An 18,286-nucleotide genomic window follows, 5' to 3' on the forward strand; every position below is an offset into this window, starting at 1 on the left:
CTACTGGGGAGCACTTCTCCGCGCTCACACCGCCGCGACGGCGTCTCCGGCGCCGCGATCTGTTGTCGACGGGGCGCCCTGTGACGCCCCGTGACGACCGTCGCAACGCGACTCGCGCGGTGAATCGACCGATGAACACTACGTTATCCACGATGACGGGTGACAACGAGCTATGCGACCACGACTGGGTAGAATCGGCATGGAAAGACAGACTGCAGCAGGCGGGCATCGACGAGTCGACTGCAAGATGGATCAGCGCGCACCTGCAATCGACTCCGGCCCTCACGACCGGGAGCGTCTCGCGTCGCACGGCCCGGACCGCTATCCAGGCGGCGATCGACCGCGTGGCCCTCGCTCAATACGGCGTCGACGATCCCGAGGCGGTCCGGCGTGATCTCCGACGGGCGCTGGACGCGGGCCTGAACGGTGCGCTCGACGGTCCGGTTGCGATCCGTGCACCGTCGGCTGAGCGGCGGTATCACCCGAGAACTTGTCACGGAGCGGCCCAGATCGACGCCGGGGTCGACTGTCCAGACTGCGACGACTGTGACGGCGTGTCTGGCAAGGTCCGGGTTCGGTCCACCGGCAACGCGGCAGGGGAAGTCGACGCGGCGGCCATCGAGGCGGACGAAGTAATCGCCGGAAGTAACGGTGAGCTTCCGGTCGAAGGGAGCGGAATGCGCTCGGCCGTCGTCGACGCCATCCAACGTAACCTAGAGACGACCCTCGATTCCGAACGTATCACAAGGCCTGACCTCGTCGCCGCCGTCTCCGTCCTCACGGGAACGTTCGACGGGTCGGACGTCGATCCCCCGATCAGCAATCTCGTCGCGGAGTTCCAGCAACTTGTCGACCGGGGTGTCCGGCCGTCCGAACTCGTCGAGGCGATCGAACGCCTCGACTAATGCGGCCACCGACTGGAGATTGGTTACTGCACCTGCCAATCTCGCTCGTCTCGTTTTGCGGGTGATTACCGGAAAACGCCAACGGTGCTTCCGCGCAGTCGGAGCGAAGAATCGCGAGTTGCTGTCGCCTTAAAGATTGTAGGCGAGAATACCACGCCGTAAACTCACTACCAGCGTTCCAACACCGCGTTCGACGCATTCACTGATGATTGTGTCCGTGAGGAAGTGATAGAAGATACAGGACGTACTCGTCGGGGAATGCGACTGTAGCAATGTTCGTTATCCCGAGGCGGTTGACCTCGCCTGTGCCGTCGAACGGCCGGTCGCAGTACTCGATGCTGTTCTCGTGACTGAGGTGGAGGTCGGAGACGATGTGGGTCATCGGCCGACACTGTGAGCGGCCGGCCGAAAGTGGCTTCATCGTCCCCCAATGCGACGAAATCCTGTAGCGCGATCGGTGACGAACGGTCGTGGGCGAACGCTGGACTGCAGCGCCCGCCATCCCCCCTTCCCCCCGGTCGAGTGAAGCGCCACGACGCCCTTATTCGTGTGGCCGAGTACGATCGATTTCGCCGCCCGACATCGATCCGAATCGACGTCACCGCGGGGTGTCCGATTCCGGTCGTGCGAACTATCTTCGGTGCGCCCGACAAGCCCACAGAAACCGTGGTCAACGTTTCCCTCGTTACCGAGTCCCATCCCACCCTCGATCCGACGCGCAAGTATAAGGACCGCTGTCGCCTGGCTAGGCGGATCGCTGACCGCCTTGGGATCGACGAGGGGTGCCACGTCAGAGTGGATGCCGGCCCCTATGCGACGTACTATCGTGTGTACGAGATCAGGGAGCACGACGCACCGCTCGTGGTGCACGAGGAGCACCTCGATCGTCTTGGAATCGACGGAGAGCAAACGGTTCGACTCTCCACCACGATCCCTCAGGAGACACCCGAACAGGTCCGGGAGCGGGGTGGCCTCGCCGAGACGCTCGTCGACGACCAGACCTGCGAGGGCGTGCTCGTGACCGCCCCACACGGCGGTGCCGTCGAACGGGGAACGGACGCAATCGCCAGCCGCACGTACGACCGACTGGACGATGGGGGCGTCCGGGCGTCGCTCTGGTTGCTCCAGGGGTACAACCCGCCGGAGGGGAGCGCAGTGACGGCACACCGCCGGTGGCACGTCGGGGGGTTCGACCGAGCTGTTGACGGCTATCCCGGCCTGGCAACGCTCACCGGGCGCGCGTTCGACCTCGTTGTCGGCGTCCACCGGTCAGGCTACGAGTGGATTGAGGTCGGAGGTCGCATCGACGCGTCCGTGCGGGAACGGGTCGCTGACGAACTCCGGACGCGGGCCGGCAGGGAGGTCCGGACCGACCTCGATCGCCTTCATCTCCCCGGCACGAACCCGCGGATCTCGACGAACTTCCTCTCGAAGGGTGGCGACCGTGGGCTCCACGTCGAGTGCACGCCCGGAACATGTGATCGACACGTCGAGGAGGCCGCCGCGGCCCTCGCCGAGACCATTCGACGCGTCCTGGCGTGACCGAACCGATTCTTGTCAAACAGCGATCGGGGCTGTCAAGGACCCACGTCTTATTGGTCGCTCCTGACCGGTTCGTGCGCGATCAATACCGAACCGCCGGTCGACGGGCCCGTCACTCGCGAAGCGCCCGGAGCCGCTCGTCGATCGTCGGGTGAGCCTCGGCCAGTGCGTAACCGCCGTGGAAGACCTGGAACTTCCTCGAGAGGACGTCCTCTGCGGCGTCGAGGTCCTCCGTCGACACGAAGTTCGTGCCGGTCGACGAGACGAGCGCTCGCCCGTCGCGCTCGCGTTCGAGCGCCTGAAGGCGTTCGAGTGCGGACGCGAGCTGATCTGTGCCGACGCGAGTAGCGGCGTACTGGTCGGCCTCGAACTCGCGGTCATGGAAGTCGACGAGTTCGAAGAGCACGTCCTGGCCGACGAGCAGCGCCGATCCGACGACGCGCAGCCAGTACGAGAGTCGCGCGTCCCCGTGTTCGAAGTGCGCCTGTTCGTGCGCCACGATCGCCGCCTGTTGCTCCATCGTCGTCGCCTCCACCAGCGACTGCGAGAGGACGATTGCCCGCGTAGATCGGGTGTAGAGCGCGAACGAGGCCATGCTGTCGGTCCCGGTATACGTCCAGACCGGATAATCGGGGTCGAAGGCGACCGAGTCAAGCTGGTAGGACTCGTGGTTGGCCCGGACATCGTCGACGAACGTCCGGAACAGGTACAGCTGGTGGACGCTCCCGGCGGGGAGATACAGGATGATCGCGGACGCGACCAGCGGTGCGATCGAGAGGCCGATGTCGTTGGGGCCGCCCAGCGGCGTCCAGATCACGAGGAGGGCGGCGACCGCGACGCTACTCAGGAGGACGTTCCCCGCGACAACGAGGTCGGCCCCGACGCGGCTGTGGTCGCTTGCCGGATTCCGGGTGAAGTCGTAGTACCCGAGCTGGAGCCACTCAGCGTCGAGGGTCCGGTAGATCGAGACTCCAAGGGTGGCAACGAGCGCCGCTATGATAAGGTCGAAGGCCCACGCGAGCGGGAGCGGTCCGGGGGCGAGCACGATCAAGGCAGCGATGACAGCGGTGGGGAGCACCAGCACTGCCTGGGCGAACAGCGCCCGCCGCCCGAGCGGCGGGAATTGGATCCCGAAGGGGGCGCGCCGTCTGACGATGACTGGGAGGTCAATGATGCGCGTGAGCGCCCCGGTGGCGAGAAGACAGAGCACCGCCGTCCACCCGACGAGTAGCCGGAGGACGGTCCCGATATCGGCCACGACCGCGAACGGAGCGGAGCCAAGCAGCGCGAGCAGCAGCAGGTACAGCAGCCAGGCGGGATTGTAACTGGCGTAGGTCGCGGCGCGCTGTCGGTCGGCCACCAGCGGGTCCGGTGCCCGGTAGACCACGAGCGCCAGCTGATAGACCCGCAGCCCCGCCACGATAGCAACGCCGGTCAGCCACATCAACACTAGCGGGACGGCGAAGAGGGCGAGTACGGTGGGTCTGGTTGGATCGCTCAGGAAGGCGGCCAGATCGAGTCCGATCACGAACTCCGCGTAGACGCGAGCCGCGAGCAGGAGGACGAAGACCTGCACCGGGAACAGAAACACCCAGACCTGGAGGCCTTGGGGCGCCGAGATCTGCTGTCGGATTCTGTACCCGTTCCGCTCCCGTGCCGGTTCAAGTGACCAGTCGTAGCGCAGCCAGTGCTGGCCCGAGGTCCAGTACGCGGTGTTGCCTTCCCGGACGAGGTCGTAACCCTCGTCCAGTCGGGCCAGCCGATCCTGCACCGCTCGCGGGACGAGTTTGTAGACCGCCTCGCTCTCCCTGATCAGTGCGCTTGGCTGTCCGTCCGGGCCGTCGCGGGCGCCGAGCGCCGGTGTGTCCTCTTCCGGGGTCCATCCCGAGCGCAGCGTCGTCTGTCGTTCCGTCGTAGTCGGCCGACACGCTTCGAGCGTGTCATTCCCACCGAGCCAGACGACGGCACCGCGGACGACCGCCCGGATCCCGGCCAGCGGGTGCTGGAGCCAATCGATGACCCCGGACGGTCCCGGGAGGCCGGTCCGGGGGCACGGCACGACCGGCAGCGGGCGCGTCGGCAGGTGCTGGAGCCGCCAGATCCGGCCATCGGACTTGTCTCCGTCCAGTATCTCCAGGGCCGCCCCGAGGTCGTCGACCGCCACCTTTCCATCGACAGTGTCGTAATCCGTACGGAAGTCGCGCGTCTCGTGGTTGTCGGCCACCAGCAACGCCGTGTTCCCGCCGAACGGGGCCCCGAAGAGGTGGTATGCCGCGTCGCGGAGCGGACGATGATGGGACAGCCGAGACTGGGCGTGAGCGACCGCCGCCCGGAGTTGCGCTTCGGACAGGCGATCAAACGCCGCCTCTGTGACCGCTATCGCCTGTCGACGACCCAGAACGCCTGCAAGCGGGCGGACGCACACGCCTGGATCGTCCACGACGATAACCGGCGGGAGCGGCCGGTCAGTCTCCAACGTGACGTCGATCGCGGTCCCGCGGCGGCGCAGTCGCCAGGTTCCGACGCTGGCGACGACGGCCGACGCTGCGGTCGCTCCCATGCCGATCGCCAGCGGGACCAGCCCCAGGCCGAGGAGGACGACCGAGAGCGTCCACTTTGGACCGGAAACCCCAGTCCAGACCGCCGCCAGCAGCGACTGTGCTGCCTCCGTCGACGACCAACTCGAATCATAAAGATCTGGAAGTAGCCACTCGGCACCGGCGACGAGACCATCCGGGAGGACTGTCCCACCGCCGACTGCCGCAGTGACGAGCGCGATCGCCACGACGCCGAAGAGGGTCGCGGTCACGCTCGCCACGGCGACCGTTCCGCGGACGAGCCCCCGAATCCATCCGCTCGTGAGACCGTTTGCACCTACGTCTTCGAGTGCATCGAGGCGATGGCGGAACCGATCGGCCCTCGAGAGATGACTGGTCACGAGCGCCAGCGCGACGACCCCGACGACGACCGCCGTCGCGCTGCGAGTAAGCACGGCGAGATTCTCGACCTCGGCGCCCGGAGCGGTCGTGAGGCTATCGTCACTTAGAATGACGTCGTCGAGCGTGATGAGGAACTCGCCGCCGGCGCCCACGAGTCCGTACACGAGGATGGCGATCCACAGCGACATGGTGACCCACATGACGGTCTTCAGCCAGTACAAGGCTGGACGGCCGCCGTTGACGTTCGCGTAGGGAATCACGTCCATCAACAGCACCTGCGTCAGGAAGATTGCGACGAACAACGCCACCCCGATTCCGAACAGTGGCTGGTCGACCGGGAGGAGATCAATTGCAAACCTGAGTACGTCGGCTCCGACCGCAACGGCCGTCACGAGCGTCGGCGGTCGGAGTTCGATCGTGTCGGACGATCGCGCGCCCGAAACTGGTTCGCGCATCGATGGGCCGTACAGCCCAGCAAGTACCAGCCCCCCGAACAGCCACGTCTGGTCACCGGTCAAGAGGGACCAGGCGGTGCTCAGGACGACGAGATAAACGAGAAACCGTAGTCGGTCCGGTACTGATCGAACGACCCGAACCCGGTGGTCTCCGTCACCTTCACCTGACTCGATCGCGGCGCGTTCGGTGTAGAGACCGACGGCCCGCTGGCGAATCCAGTCCCCGTCCTCGGACCGGTCGAACGCCGCGTCGAGTGCAGAGCGAAGCGTCTCCTCATCCCCGTCGAACAGCCAGACGCGCTCGAACGTGTCCATCCTCTCGTTCCCCTGGGTCCTCGAGCGGCGGTACTGACCGCCGGCAGCCGTCTCGGATAGCCGGTACTGTCACACCGGTATCAAAAAAATGTTGAGGGTCCGGAAATCGCCCTCCGTGACGTGTCCCCGCTCCGGTGTCAAGCGAGCACTTCTATACCCGTGATCGCCGGGGACAGTTTCCGAAATGTGAAGCAATCCGTCTCCCGTTTCATTCCAAACGGCGCTGGTTGATCTAGGAACAACGGGCACGCGTATCAAGAACTAAGCCCTCGATCTGAGAAGGTCCACGCATGTCGACCGCGCGAGGGGGATCCGACTCGCCCGACACCGATCGATCGGGAGAGCGGAGATCTACGATCGGCGCGTTCTTCCGCGCGACCTACGACTGTGACGCGCTCCCACGGGCGGTCGTTCGGGAACTCACCCAGCGAGCGGGACACAACCCTGTCGGGCAGGATGGTGAGCGACGCTGGCGGATCGATCACTCGTTTGGCCTCTACCAGATCCACGTGACCTACGACCTGAGTGCGGGCACGGTGACGGTCTTGCGGAGGATCCATCTTCTAGTCCGATTCGCGATCGCGCTCCTGGTCGCTGCGGTGGGGTTCGGAATCGTCCTCGAGTGGCGGATCGGGCTGAACGGTGGGCTGCTCGGCGGCGTAATCCTCGCCTTACTACTGTCCGATCTCGCGACTGTCCCGTCCCTGGAGTCGGCGACGCTCCGCTCGTTTGGCCTCGCTCCCGGTTACTACCTGGTACTGGGGGCGATGCTGGCCGCGGCCGCGGCGTCGCCGGACGTTCAGTGGTGGTTCACCGGCGGCCTGGGAGTTGTGATCGGCCTGCTGCTAGCGGTCCAGTACGCTCGCGGGGCGTCATTTCCGCTCCTCTCGTTCCCGACCCCAGACCGTGCACCGGCCCAGCTCCGGATCGTACTCGTTGGGTTCGCCGTCCCGATCACCGTCATCTTGCTTCTCACGCCGGTTACTGCGCTGTGGGCGCTCGTTCCAGGCACCCTGGCGTTCGTGCTCTCGATCGGTGGCTGTGCGTACGCGACGGTCCTCCTCGGGTTCGCCTGTCGTCTGCAGATCAAGGACCTGGAGCGGAGCGAGTTCGCGGTGTTTCCTTCTGACGCCGAACGCTACCTGTTTCTGCTTACGTACCTGGCCCTGAACTTGCTGCTGGTGCGGGAACTCCTGTGGGGAGTCAACCTGGTGAGCGCCGCAGTCCTCGACGTAGCCGTCCTCGACGGCTACGAACTCGCCGGTGCCGCGACGGACCTCGTCGATATCGTCCGGAGACAGATCGGGGTCGCCGTCACGATTGGTGGCCGGACGATCGATCCAGTGTCGGGGATCGCCGTCGCAGCGCCGTTCGCGCCGCTCATCGCGGTGGTCGGCTGCTGGTGCGTGTTCGTCGGTCACGCGATCAGTTCCCGGCTGCGAACGGGTGCAGCCCGTGAATTCGTCTGGACCGCTCCCGACGGCACGGCCGTTCCAGTCCGGGTCGTCGAGGATGATCAGCCGTACGCCGGCGTCAAGGGACGGGTCTTCGGATTCCAGCCATACGTCGTCGTCTCGTCACCGATCGTCGACACGTTCGACGAGGCCGAACGCGACGCGGTGCTCGCACACGAACTCTATCACCTGCGGAACCGCGATCCCGTCGTCAACGCGGTCGCGACCGCGACGGCTCTGTTCCTGTTCGGTGGCCGGAACGCGTTTCTCGTCTTCTACGAGTATCCCCGAATCGAGCGCGAGGCCGACTCGTTCGCTGTCGAGTTGACGAGTGCGCGAGCGGTACGCGACGCCCTCGAACGGATCTGGGACTGGCAGGCCCGATCGACGATCGCCGGTCGACGTCAAGGAACCGGTCCTCATCCGGCGGCGACGGCCGCCAGCAACGGCAAGCGGCGGACTCGGTGGATCGAGCGGCTTCCGGGCGGGACACGGCTCCACACCTGGATCAGTGACGCCGGCCGGGACCTCGGAGCGTTCTACCGGCTATTCTACGGCGACGTTCTGCTTGGGAACGCGCACCCGGCGCTCTCCGAGCGGATTGAACAGCTCCGTCATGAGGAGGCCGCGGGACCGGTGGATTCAGAGTGAGCGACGAGGCGCAAGGATGTCCATCGATCCATCCACGGTAGACTCGAGTGCTGGAGCCGTAAGCGGGAGTTTTTTCTACCGATAGGAGTATCATAGGGGCACATGTCACCACCGACGGCAGGGGACGACGGGGAGATCCCCTGGGCGTACGTCGCTCCCGCCACGGTCCAGGAGGAGGAGCCACAGATCTCGGTGCCAGACGAGATCGTCGAAGCTGGGATCGTTACACCCGGCGAGTCGGCCGTCTGGTCTTACGAAGACACGACGGGCGTGCTCATCGTCTCGAACCAGGAACTGGAGATGGACGCGTACGTGCGGATCGGCGAGATGACGGTCCAGCAGCACCAGAACGTTGTCCGCTTCCCCGCTCCGATTCAGGTAAACCCACAACTGGTCCGGGACCAGATCCTCCAACAGCACGTTCACGACGACGCGATCGTCGAACCGGGCGAACGGTACCACTTCGTCTACCGGATGGACGGCATGGCGAGCGGGGAGACGCGGTCGTGCTATCTCTTCACCGATCAGCAGGTCATCGAACACCTCCCGGATCCGACGGACTGGAGCAAAACGTTCGCCGAGGTCCCGCACTTCTACTGAGCGGCCCCCGCCGGCGCCGCGATAAGTGTTGCCCCGGTCTATTCTCGCGTGGGATCGACGTCACCTTTCCCAGCGTCGATCGGGAAGGCACGACCGGTCGACCGGGCGGGCGGTCGGCACCTGATCATGACTGAACGCGACACACCGTCACCGGAGCGCATCGAACGGGTCGTGGAATCGATCACGAGTGAGGCGGCGTGGGTCCGGGAACCGTCGGCGCTCTCGCCGGCGGAGGCCGTCGCAACCGCGGCGTCCGATTCGACGGACCGGGCAGAACTGTTCTTCACGCACAGGTGTACGCAGGCCCGACTCGAACTCGTGGCACCCTCGAGAACGTCGGACGGGGTCTGTGATCTGCTCGTTCGACAACCCCTTGATCCAGGACTCCGGGCCACGGACGGCGACTTTCTGGCGGAACTCGAACGGGCACACGCGACGATCGCACGTCGGAACGCACATGAGTTCACAGAGCCGGTCGAGGATCAATCGATGCTCCTCCGCGCGACCGTCCCCCGGCGATTCGAACCGGACGAGGTAGACGCGTTGCTCGCCAGCATCGGCATGACGGTCGCTCAAGTCGACGACCTCCACGAGCGGATTCGCCGTCCCGTCGAACAGATCGTCTCCGAGACCGAGCATCCGTCGCGATCGTGACCGCTGCGGGGGCTGCCGTCGGTTGATGCGTCGCTAGTGCCGCTTGATCAGATGCGTGGCGTCCGGAATTCTTGTGCGGCTGCCTCGACGGCGCTTCCGTCCTCACCGTGCCCACCGTTGGCCACGTCGATGGATCCACGAATCGGACTGCTCCGTTCGCGGAGGTCGTCTCCAAGCGATTCGAGGCTCTCCCGGTTCCCGCTGAGGTACTCCTCGACCGCGGTCGCTGTCTCGTCGTATTCGCCCGTCAGGTCGGAGAGCTGCGAGACGCACTGGTCGGGATCAGCGTACCGCTCGGCCAGTTCGTCGACGTTGTACCGGAGATTCGGATTGGCCGACGCGATCGGACCGGTCCAGGGAGCCGACCCGCCGTCGCCCGTCGATGCTGGTCGATTACTCGTGTCGTCCGACGGGCTGGTGCGCGACTGATCACGGTCATGACCGGTTTCCGTGTCGAGCGCCGTTAGCCGGTCCCCCGCTTCGCGGTGATCGATGTCGGAAGTGTGAGTGAGCACATCGTGACTGAAGGATCGGAAAACAAATGAACAAATTTAGAGTGTATAGATAGAATATATGGAATTATATCTAGGAAGAATTGCTGTATATTGAGGGTGGATGGATCCTACGTCACGTCGGACTCCCAAAATATTTATATATAGTCACACAACGGCTGCGATCAGACGGCTGAGAAGGGCTGGATCGGGGAGGCAGGACGGCGCTTACCGGGATTTCGTCGTGGACCGACGGGTCGCCAGGTATCGATCCACGATCCGTTGACGGCTCTTCACGGGTTGCAGCGGATCAAGGCGGCCCCACCCTGCAGTGGATCCACATCATTTGGATGCTCTATACCGTATAGCTATATTCTCTACCTACTCGGGATACAGCTACTGACTCTGGCAAACCAAGCGATGACTCCAACCGGAAGCGAACTCATGACATCCAGAGCCTCCTGTAGTTTCGACTGGATCGTCACTGCCATCTCCTAGAACTGGTCACACAGGTGCCCGAGTTCGCTGTACAGCTCCTCTAGGGGGACGTCGACCTCGCTTCCCTCGAGGTCGCGCTGCCGCTGGAAGTCCTTCATCACTGGATGTACCAGCTATGGTCGCTCTGAATAGACCGACCGATTAACGACAAAGGGTATTGGTGATCGAAAATTATCTATCCTGTTCGCTGCCGCCAATCTGTTGAAGTTTCCACTGGGCGGCCATCCCCTCGTCACCAACCTGCTCGATGCGCTCGTCGATGTCGGGATGGACGTCAGTGGCTGCGAACCCACCGTACAGAAAGCCGAATACCCGCTGAGGAAGCGACTCCCGCTGGACGTTGTTCGCACTCGAGTTGAGCGACGGAGCAAAGGCCAAGGTGTCGAACGAGCGGGTCGAAAGGGATTGATCCCGCAACGTCCCCAACGCACCGACGAGTGCCTCTGGACTCGTCCGGTCAGCGGCATACTTGTCTGCCTGGATCTCCCGGGTTCGATAATCGAACAGGCTGTACAGGACGTTCTTCCCCACCAGAAGGACCGGAGAGAGGAGCGCGATGAGGATAGAAAGTCGGGCATCGCCACGCTCGAGATGGGCCTCCTCGTGTCTCAGGATCGCCTTGAGTTCCGACTGGTCCAGGTCATCAGCGCGATACTGGTCCACGAGTCCCCGCGTCACCACGATCCGGTTGTCACGAGGGAATGCGATCGCCATCGCACCGATCGTATCTGTCTCTAGAACCCGGATCTCTGCCGCAAAATCATCGAACGCGGGATCGTCGAGACGGGTTTCCGTCGACCGCATGGTCTCGAATAGTTGCAGAACGCTGCGGAGTTGATAACACGTGCCGGCGACGAAATAGCCTGGCCCGATCGCCCCGAGAACGAGCAAGAGGAGCAGCGGGCCGTCCACGAACTGGGTCACCCACTGGATCGTATCGATCCAGGACCAGATCATCCACACGACTACCCCGGCCCCACCGAGAACACACGACGAGGCAACGATCAGCACAAGGAGATTGTCTGTCGACCGGCCCGTCGAGACAAACTCACGTCTGATGGCTCGATCGACAAGAATGCCGTACGCGTTGGCATAGAATCCGAGAAGGCAGAGGACGACCATGATCGTTATCAGGGATCCAGTGAGAGAGAAGGTGGACATCATCTGTAGCAGCTTGATGCTGTTCATAATCGTCAAGAAGATAGCATGACCAATGGTCGCGATACCGACGATGCCGAGATAGAGGAAGGCAAGCGCCGGGACCCGGCGAAAGCCCGTTTTGAGCGTATCGATCACCGCCGCTAGCATCCGTTCGAACGATCGAGGAGCGACCAGATACAGGCCGTAATAGAGGATGGCGTACACCGCTGGGAGCCCGAGAAGGTACGTACCTATAGCCACCATGGCCTGTGTGAAGACCAAGCCTCCGAGTAAATCCTGCTGAGTACCGAACCGTTCGTCGTAGTGATTGAGGAGTGGGCTTTCCTCGAGTCCCGGCTGATACGCTTCGATCGCCTCGAACCCGACTATGAGGGCCCCCAGAAGCACCAACAGAGCGGGAATCGTGACGAAAAGATCGGTCCGTCCCGTCACACTGCTCCCGAGCACCAAATCACTAACCCAGAAAAGCCCGGCGAGGAGCGCGCCAACGGCTGCCACCGATCGAAACGGGACCGTCACCCGCTCGTGAATCACGTACTCACCGTCGCCAGGGGCGACCTCCCAGCGATACGTCGATTTCAGGACCCCGGACCATGCCGTGCGCTCCCGGCCCAACTCCTCATCGGATCCAGTGTACTCTCTCAAGTTCCGCTCGACGTCTCGAGGTGTGACGCCGGCCGCGTGGTACTCTCGGGTTCCGATCGGATACTCCGGAACGAGCTCCCGAACCCGATCGAGCATCTATGGTTTCTCCCTCCGGTCGTCACGTTCGGTTCGGAGCGCTTCTGGATCCCGGACCACCGTACGGAAGTCATACGAGACCGGCACAGCCGATCCGGTCTCGGTTTCCGTCTCGGATTCCTGTGGTTCAAGGTCCGACGGCGCGATCACGAAGACCCTCGGCCCTTCGTCGAGGACGCCCTGGACGTCCTTCGTCACGATGTCGGTCCGCGAAAGGTGGTCGTGGTATTCGAAGTTCTCCCCGTATCGAAAGCGTCTGTGATCGCGTTCGGACAGGACGAACGTATCGACCGGGTCTGATTGCGGAGCATCGATCGAGTACGTGACCTCGATAGGCGTTATCTCGCCGAAGACCATCGTGTAGAACTGTCCCGGTGGAATTTCGATCTCGTCCGACGTCTCCATCCAGATGGCTTCATCTCGCGAATCGCGATACCACGTCGCGGCGTCAACACACCCACTCATCCCCGCCGACATGGCCGTCGCGCCCTGAAGCAACCGTCTCCGACCACAGGAGAGCCCGTCCATTGTCGTTGGATCGGCTAAGACAACGACAGATTATTAACATTTCTCTGGCCGATCCGAAATCAGTTGGTGATCGTTTAGAGAACGGGTGATTTCGAGCGCTTGGGACGGGCGTTGGCGGGGAAGCACTCTCATAATGGGTGTTAGTTATTATTATACCGACGTCGATTGGGCTGATCTACACTTGAGTATCCATCGGGCCAGGATTCAGCGTTGTAACTGGGGCCAGCATTCTTAACCAACGAAATGAATAGTCAGGGGGTGATTGTTGGTTAACTACTCAGACATCAGTTTCGAGAACGTCGATGAGTTCCTCTGCCGTCCGACTGATCCGTCCGAGACGCTCGCGAACGATCTCGGGATCATCCGACACCCATGCAGCTAGATAGAATGCCGATCCGCTAGTGTCGAGTCCACAGTACCGTCCGATAACATAAGCAACGGCTTCGGCCTCGAGCTCCCGTTTCGACCGCTCGGTATCGTCATCGATGTTGAAGTGGAGCAGCGCGTGTGCGTATTCGTGGATCAGCGTACGGGCGAGATCGGCGGTGTTCTCCCGATCCCGGACCTCAACGCGCGGCTGCATATCGATGAGGCTGCGCTGCTTGCAGATACCCTTCACCTCACCGTGCGTCCACTCCGCTTCCGGAACGATCCGAACCGTCACGCCGAGCTCATCCGCGACGTCAGTGAGTCGGTTGATGAGGTCGTCGGCGTCCCCGGTTGCTTCAGTCTCGAGTTCAGGGAGTGGTTCGCCTTCGGTCTGGGAAATGTCGAACACCGGCGTGGGCTTGAACCCGACCAGTCCCTCCGACCACTCCTCTGGTGGCGTCTCGTCGTACTCACAGTCACTGTCTTTGTGGTAACTCGGCGAGTTCTCACACTCCGGACACTGCTTCGTGATGATCGGCGCCCAGATCCAGATGGCCGACTCGCCTTCTTGGACGTACCGATCGAACTCCTCCTGCCAGGTTTGGTAGCCTGCAACCCGAGTCACCTCGGGACACTGCTGTTTGATCAGGAGCGTGTTTCGGTAGGAGTAGTTGTGAAGGCGACTCTGGGCGTCGAGCCACTCTTGGAACTCGTCGCTGGCCTGCGCGTCGTCGACGCCGGCGATGAGGTCGTCGATCCATTGTTCGATGGTACTGTTCATCTCGTCGGATCGTGTGTCGGTCTGGTTGAATGAGATCGACGAGTCGCTGGTCGTAGCCATGATATCACTAACTCGCGTTCACGGTGACTGCGGCAGTTCAGAATGCGCCGCACCCCTCTGGGGTGCACAAACAACTCGGCTCGAGCGCCACTGGCGTTCGTGGTTTTTGTTTATGACGCTGATTGAACGAGTTGCTTGAGAATTGGTAGCTCTCTCAGCGAATTTTTGAGCCAGAAAATGCGCCTAAGTACCATGATTAGCTCTCCTGTATCGTGATGTGACTCGAGAATGGTCTTTCGTTTCTAGTCTATCTACCACAGATGTCTGTTACAGATGTCTGTAATAGGTATCCAACAAGACAGAGTGGGCATAGCGATCGACCATCGTATGTTAGAATAGGGACTTATCGCGATGGAACGCGACTACCGCGACCCGCATACGACGCTAACGGATTGGTGATGTGGATGCACTCGAGCACATTGATTACGATACTCTCGAGGCGATCCTCCAGACGGTACGGCTCAGACCACTCGAGCCCCATCCACGTAGGCCCAGTAACGCGCTCGGTATTCGTCCATGGAACAGGTCCGCGACCAGGCGCACTGTTCGGCTCCGTTTCGCCCTCTGGTAATGGCCCACCGACAATCCCGTCTTTGCTGTAACTCGATTGCTTGTAGCCGTCGATGATCCGTCCGAAGTTCGCCGTCGGACTTTCGCCCATCTCGCGTCGCGCTAGCGCGATCAACGCAGCCTCGATGGCTTTCCGCTCTTGCTTGTCTTCTGCCGCTGGTGGAACTGCATACGAGACCTCGAGCGCAGGCCCGTATCGATCGCGGACGGCCCAGAGACACGGCGCAGCCGTGTGGGGATCTCGGTATGGCATTTCGTCGGCGTACACCCCGCGAGCAAGCGCACCAACCCGCCCACGTGTACTTCGGCCGGTTTCACCGATATACTCGAGTCCATCACGGCGCCGATGTCGAACGCGATAGAGCCCAGGCGCACTCGAGATGGTCTCCAGATCGCCATCTGCTCGATCGAGCGACAGCCACGGCGACCACTCGAGGCCAAACCAATCAGCGTCGTAAAACCCGGTCTCGTTCATGTCCGCTCGTTGTACCATCCAAGTCGCTCACCAATCATTAGGCCCTCGACTGGGAGCTCTATAGAAACCGCTGTCTCGTCGAGCAGCGGCAGCAGTTCCTCGTAGTACGCTTTGCCAGCGTGAAAGACAAGCGTCGTATCTGCCTCGAGTAATCCGGCTGTATCTAACTCATCGAACGTTTCGGTCGCCCACGCTCGTTTCTCGCCTACCCGAGCTCCCGTGAGCGTCTCGTCGTACGGTTCGATCGGCGGCCCATCCGGCTCGAGCAGCTGGTGCTTTGCCGACAACACATACCAGTCGTCGTGGTGCTGTTCACAGTATTGCCTGGCCTTACTGAACAGCGACGAAGGCGAGTAGAGTTCACCTGGCGAAGCAGGTTCCTCGAGCTTGGTTTTCGTACAACTCACAAGACCGATTTCTCTCATGGATTTCTCTACTGACAGGTTCCACTTCAATTCCTCGCACCTAGAATATACACCAATTCGGAAAGACCTAATTCCAGATCAAGCCGAAGAGCTCGCATTCAGTCATATTTTTGAATATTCATACACACTAGATGGTATGACCAATATCGATAGACGGCGGGCGGAAGTTGCAGAAGCAATCGCCGGACTCGGATACGACGGAATCATTCGATTTGACGAATCCGAACCCGAATACGAGTTCCTCATCGCAGCAACCGAAGAGTTCGAGAGTACGAAACACCTGGCGTTGCTCACGATCCTCGCAACGACTCAGGATTATCAACTCAACGGGGATGCACAGCGGTTCTGGGAGACGTTAGAAGAGACCCTGCAGAACTGGGACACTCTTGATTCCGAATCGACGGTCAACGAGGTTCTGGCTGAGTTCATGGAACAACCGGTGAATGCCCGCCTTCGCGATCAGAAACAGGATCGGTTGGTTCGCATGATCGACAATGGATTCGGCGAGTGGTTCCTTACCCAGTACCCTGAGGTCGATCCATATCGAGTCTGGGAGGAGATCGCAGAGGCGCTTGAAACGACGATGGACAAAAAGACGGTCGTGCTTGCGGTCAAGGCCTACGACGAGTTCAATCTCATCGTCAACGGCGAGTATCTTGATCTCCCAACAGATGTGCCGATCCCCTGTGACCTGCAGGTAAAGCGAGTTGCTCGAGCAGCGGGCATTGTCGAAGACGAATCGACGGGAATCGTCATGGATGCGTGGGCAGATGTGATGGACCAGGTGAATGCGATCCTCGAGCGGCCAGTCTCGATGTTCCGCGTCGATAGTATCGTCTGGCAGGCCGGACAAATAATCTCGGACCATAACGACCAGAAGAACCCGAGTCAGCAGGCCCTTCGCACTCACTTCAAAAATACGGGGCTCTCGGAGGAGCAAGCACAGCGACTCGCGAGAGAATTCACCATTACTCTATCCGCCTAATTACCGACGTACAATTCCTACAACCTCGTACATCAAATCGACATGAAGACAGTCAATCTACGGTGGATTCTCAGCGGTATTGAGATCACCGAACGTACCCTGATCATACGCGCGCCGCCAGAGTTTCAAGACCGCTCGAGCGACCAATCGAGGTTCTTCGACCTGAATACACGATTGAGCTGCTGTCTCTGATGGTGCATCTGGTGGCTGATGAAAATGCTTCTTGGCCGAGTGGGGATTCGGATGCTTATCGAATCGCCAGTTTCTCCCATCCGAATCAGTATAATGAAAGCGATATGCCCCGGACGTGTACCAAGTAATATCGATTCGACACCACTCAGCGTCACCAATTCCATCTGCAAATCGAATCCGGAGTTCCTGCGGATCAAGGACACTGTCGAATTGCGCTTGTTCTATGAGCGGCTCTTCTTCGATGACAATGTCCCGAATCCGCTGCATGGTCATAACATCTGGGACGCCCAGATCAGTAGAACGCTCTGCTGACGGAATCCCAACGGAATCGTCGCCCGTCATCGATTAGGCCGAAAGATCGCTGGATTCGCCGGCAAAGGATCCGTACGTAGTGTCGCTCCCATCAGCTCGTATGCTACTGTCGTCACGCTCATGATCCGGATCGAAGTCGTACAACGAGAGCGCAGCTTGAGCGAGTTTCAAATTCTCCTCGAGTGATTTCCATCTCGAAATGGCGGTCCATCCCTCCCCGTCGTCCGCCTCGAGCTCTAAGGCGAGATCATCGGGATCGGTGACGTCGTACTCCTCTTGGTAGGCGTTGATCTTCCCCTTCAGGTCGCGAATCCCATCGACGAGTTCTGCTTTCGTCAGTTCGGCATGTAAGTCTTGAATGCGATTCATCGCAATCGTTTCTCGAGATCGTTTGTACCGAATTCCTTGTCCAGTATCGTCAGTTTCGGCGACTCCAGCATCAGCGAGCGTATTCAGGTGCTTGCGAGCACTTGGTTCACTCACTCGAGCCCGTTCTGCAATCGCTTTTGCGTACTGGTGTGAGGTCGTTGCTAACAGAACCTCTTTGACGCGCTCAAACGGCGTTGTCTCTGTTTTCCATTCCTCGACCACGGACTCGTTCACATCGCCGTCCCACAGATGATTCGACATGGTTCTCACTCATTCTATGGGGTAGAGATAAAAATAGCTTTCTAGCAAATAACTATATTTCCACCGTTGGGTCTGAGTTGTCCTCGAGGTCGCTCAAAATTCGTCACGAGTAGAGTTCTCGAAACAATGCTACACGCTTCATCAGCACATCGGACACGAAATTCTGGCGTTGGAGATTGCGAACGACCACGTTCACCTGTTCGTGCAAACAGACCCGAAGTACAGTCCGGCTGACATCGCTCGTCAGTTGGCACCGTCTAGTTAGCGCAGTTTGAGAAGTGAGCAGGTCGTAGAGTTTGGTTGGAACTATGCTCGCAGACCTGCTCAGCGAGTGCTACGCGGCGGAATTTGATGAATCTTGGGAGCGTGAGCGGACGGCAACACCCGTCAGGGTGTTTGCCGTCCGTCTCCACGCGACCGGTTGTTCTCTCCGTGAGACACAAGCAATTCTTCGCTTGATTGGCGTAGAACGCTCTCATCAAGCAATCTGGAACTGGGTACATCGGCTGGCTGACAGCGTGCCAGACCCGCCGACGGCGCAGCCGTCGCGGGT

Annotated in this window: 14 protein-coding genes and 3 pseudogenes; 8 read left to right on the top strand and 9 right to left on the bottom strand. The window is 61.1% G+C overall.

Annotation, left to right across the window (positions count from 1 at the left end):
• The first annotated feature begins 152 nt into the window (after positions 1-152).
• Positions 153-905 carry a hypothetical protein gene (locus ATJ93_RS22635; protein WP_120246927.1) on the top strand — a complete coding sequence of 251 codons (753 nt, stop codon included), beginning with the start codon at positions 153-155 and terminating at the stop codon, positions 903-905.
• 162 nt (positions 906-1,067) lie between these two features.
• Here the strand turns inward: ATJ93_RS22635 and ATJ93_RS22640 are convergent.
• A pseudogene (locus ATJ93_RS22640) lies at positions 1,068-1,269 on the bottom strand (RNA-guided endonuclease TnpB family protein); the annotation flags it as partial.
• A 158-nt stretch (positions 1,270-1,427) separates the two neighbouring features.
• Here ATJ93_RS22640 and ATJ93_RS22645 point away from each other — a divergent pair.
• Positions 1,428-2,447, top strand: coding sequence for a hypothetical protein (locus ATJ93_RS22645; protein ID WP_147376692.1), 1,020 nt, complete (start codon positions 1,428-1,430; stop codon positions 2,445-2,447).
• Positions 2,448-2,559: 112 nt separating this feature from the next.
• Here ATJ93_RS22645 and ATJ93_RS22650 read toward each other — a convergent pair whose 3' ends face one another.
• Positions 2,560-6,156 carry a M48 family metalloprotease gene (locus tag ATJ93_RS22650; protein WP_120246929.1) on the bottom strand — a complete coding sequence of 1,199 codons (3,597 nt, stop codon included), beginning with the start codon at positions 6,154-6,156 and terminating at the stop codon, positions 2,560-2,562.
• A gap of 290 nt (positions 6,157-6,446) precedes the next feature.
• Here ATJ93_RS22650 and ATJ93_RS22655 point away from each other — a divergent pair, with 290 nt between their 5' ends.
• From ATJ93_RS22655 to ATJ93_RS22665, 3 genes are all read left to right on the top strand, one after another.
• On the top strand, positions 6,447-8,261 hold the full coding sequence (locus ATJ93_RS22655; protein WP_120246930.1) for a M56 family metallopeptidase: 1,815 nt from the start codon (positions 6,447-6,449) through the stop codon (positions 8,259-8,261).
• 102 nt (positions 8,262-8,363) lie between these two features.
• The gene (locus tag ATJ93_RS22660; protein ID WP_120246931.1) at positions 8,364-8,861 is read left to right on the top strand and encodes a hypothetical protein; all 498 of its coding nucleotides are present in this window, start codon (positions 8,364-8,366) and stop codon (positions 8,859-8,861) included.
• 126 nt (positions 8,862-8,987) lie between these two features.
• Entirely contained in the window at positions 8,988-9,515 is a 528-nt protein-coding gene (locus tag ATJ93_RS22665) for a hypothetical protein (RefSeq protein ID WP_120246932.1), read from the top strand.
• Between the two features lie 47 nt (positions 9,516-9,562).
• Here ATJ93_RS22665 and ATJ93_RS22670 read toward each other — a convergent pair whose 3' ends face one another.
• The 5 genes from ATJ93_RS22670 to ATJ93_RS22695 form a co-directional block, all read right to left on the bottom strand.
• Positions 9,563-10,030, bottom strand: coding sequence for a hypothetical protein (locus tag ATJ93_RS22670; RefSeq protein ID WP_120246933.1), 468 nt, complete (start codon positions 10,028-10,030; stop codon positions 9,563-9,565).
• A gap of 645 nt (positions 10,031-10,675) precedes the next feature.
• Entirely contained in the window at positions 10,676-12,406 is a 1,731-nt protein-coding gene (locus ATJ93_RS24255; protein WP_120246934.1) for a M48 family metalloprotease, read from the bottom strand.
• Positions 12,407-12,763, bottom strand: coding sequence for a hypothetical protein (locus ATJ93_RS22680; protein WP_147376693.1), 357 nt, complete (start codon positions 12,761-12,763; stop codon positions 12,407-12,409).
• 448 nt (positions 12,764-13,211) lie between these two features.
• Entirely contained in the window at positions 13,212-14,144 is a 933-nt protein-coding gene (locus tag ATJ93_RS22685) for a M78 family metallopeptidase domain-containing protein (RefSeq protein WP_120246936.1), read from the bottom strand.
• A gap of 1,041 nt (positions 14,145-15,185) precedes the next feature.
• Positions 15,186-15,644 carry a DUF6884 domain-containing protein gene (locus ATJ93_RS22695; protein ID WP_245977810.1) on the bottom strand — a complete coding sequence of 153 codons (459 nt, stop codon included), beginning with the start codon at positions 15,642-15,644 and terminating at the stop codon, positions 15,186-15,188.
• A 106-nt stretch (positions 15,645-15,750) separates the two neighbouring features.
• Here ATJ93_RS22695 and ATJ93_RS22700 point away from each other — a divergent pair, with 106 nt between their 5' ends.
• A complete protein-coding gene (locus ATJ93_RS22700; protein ID WP_120246940.1) occupies positions 15,751-16,599 on the top strand; it encodes an N-glycosylase/DNA lyase in 849 nt (282 codons plus the stop codon).
• A 57-nt stretch (positions 16,600-16,656) separates the two neighbouring features.
• Here ATJ93_RS22700 and ATJ93_RS22705 read toward each other — a convergent pair whose 3' ends face one another.
• Together ATJ93_RS22705 and ATJ93_RS22710 are read right to left on the bottom strand one after the other, a co-directional pair.
• The gene (locus ATJ93_RS22705) at positions 16,657-17,133 is read right to left on the bottom strand and encodes a hypothetical protein (protein ID WP_211334128.1); all 477 of its coding nucleotides are present in this window, start codon (positions 17,131-17,133) and stop codon (positions 16,657-16,659) included.
• 3 nt (positions 17,134-17,136) lie between these two features.
• A complete protein-coding gene (locus tag ATJ93_RS22710) occupies positions 17,137-17,733 on the bottom strand; it encodes a winged helix-turn-helix domain-containing protein (RefSeq protein ID WP_120246938.1) in 597 nt (198 codons plus the stop codon).
• A gap of 79 nt (positions 17,734-17,812) precedes the next feature.
• On the opposite strand from ATJ93_RS22710, the pseudogene ATJ93_RS24405 reads away from it, so the two are divergent.
• Positions 17,813-17,980 (top strand): annotated as a pseudogene (locus ATJ93_RS24405) (transposase); the annotation flags it as partial.
• A 61-nt stretch (positions 17,981-18,041) separates the two neighbouring features.
• Positions 18,042-18,286 (top strand): annotated as a pseudogene (locus ATJ93_RS22720) (IS6 family transposase); the annotation flags it as partial.

It is taken from the genome of Halopiger aswanensis, assembly GCF_003610195.1.
Taxonomy (GTDB): Archaea; Halobacteriota; Halobacteria; order Halobacteriales; family Natrialbaceae; genus Halopiger; species Halopiger aswanensis.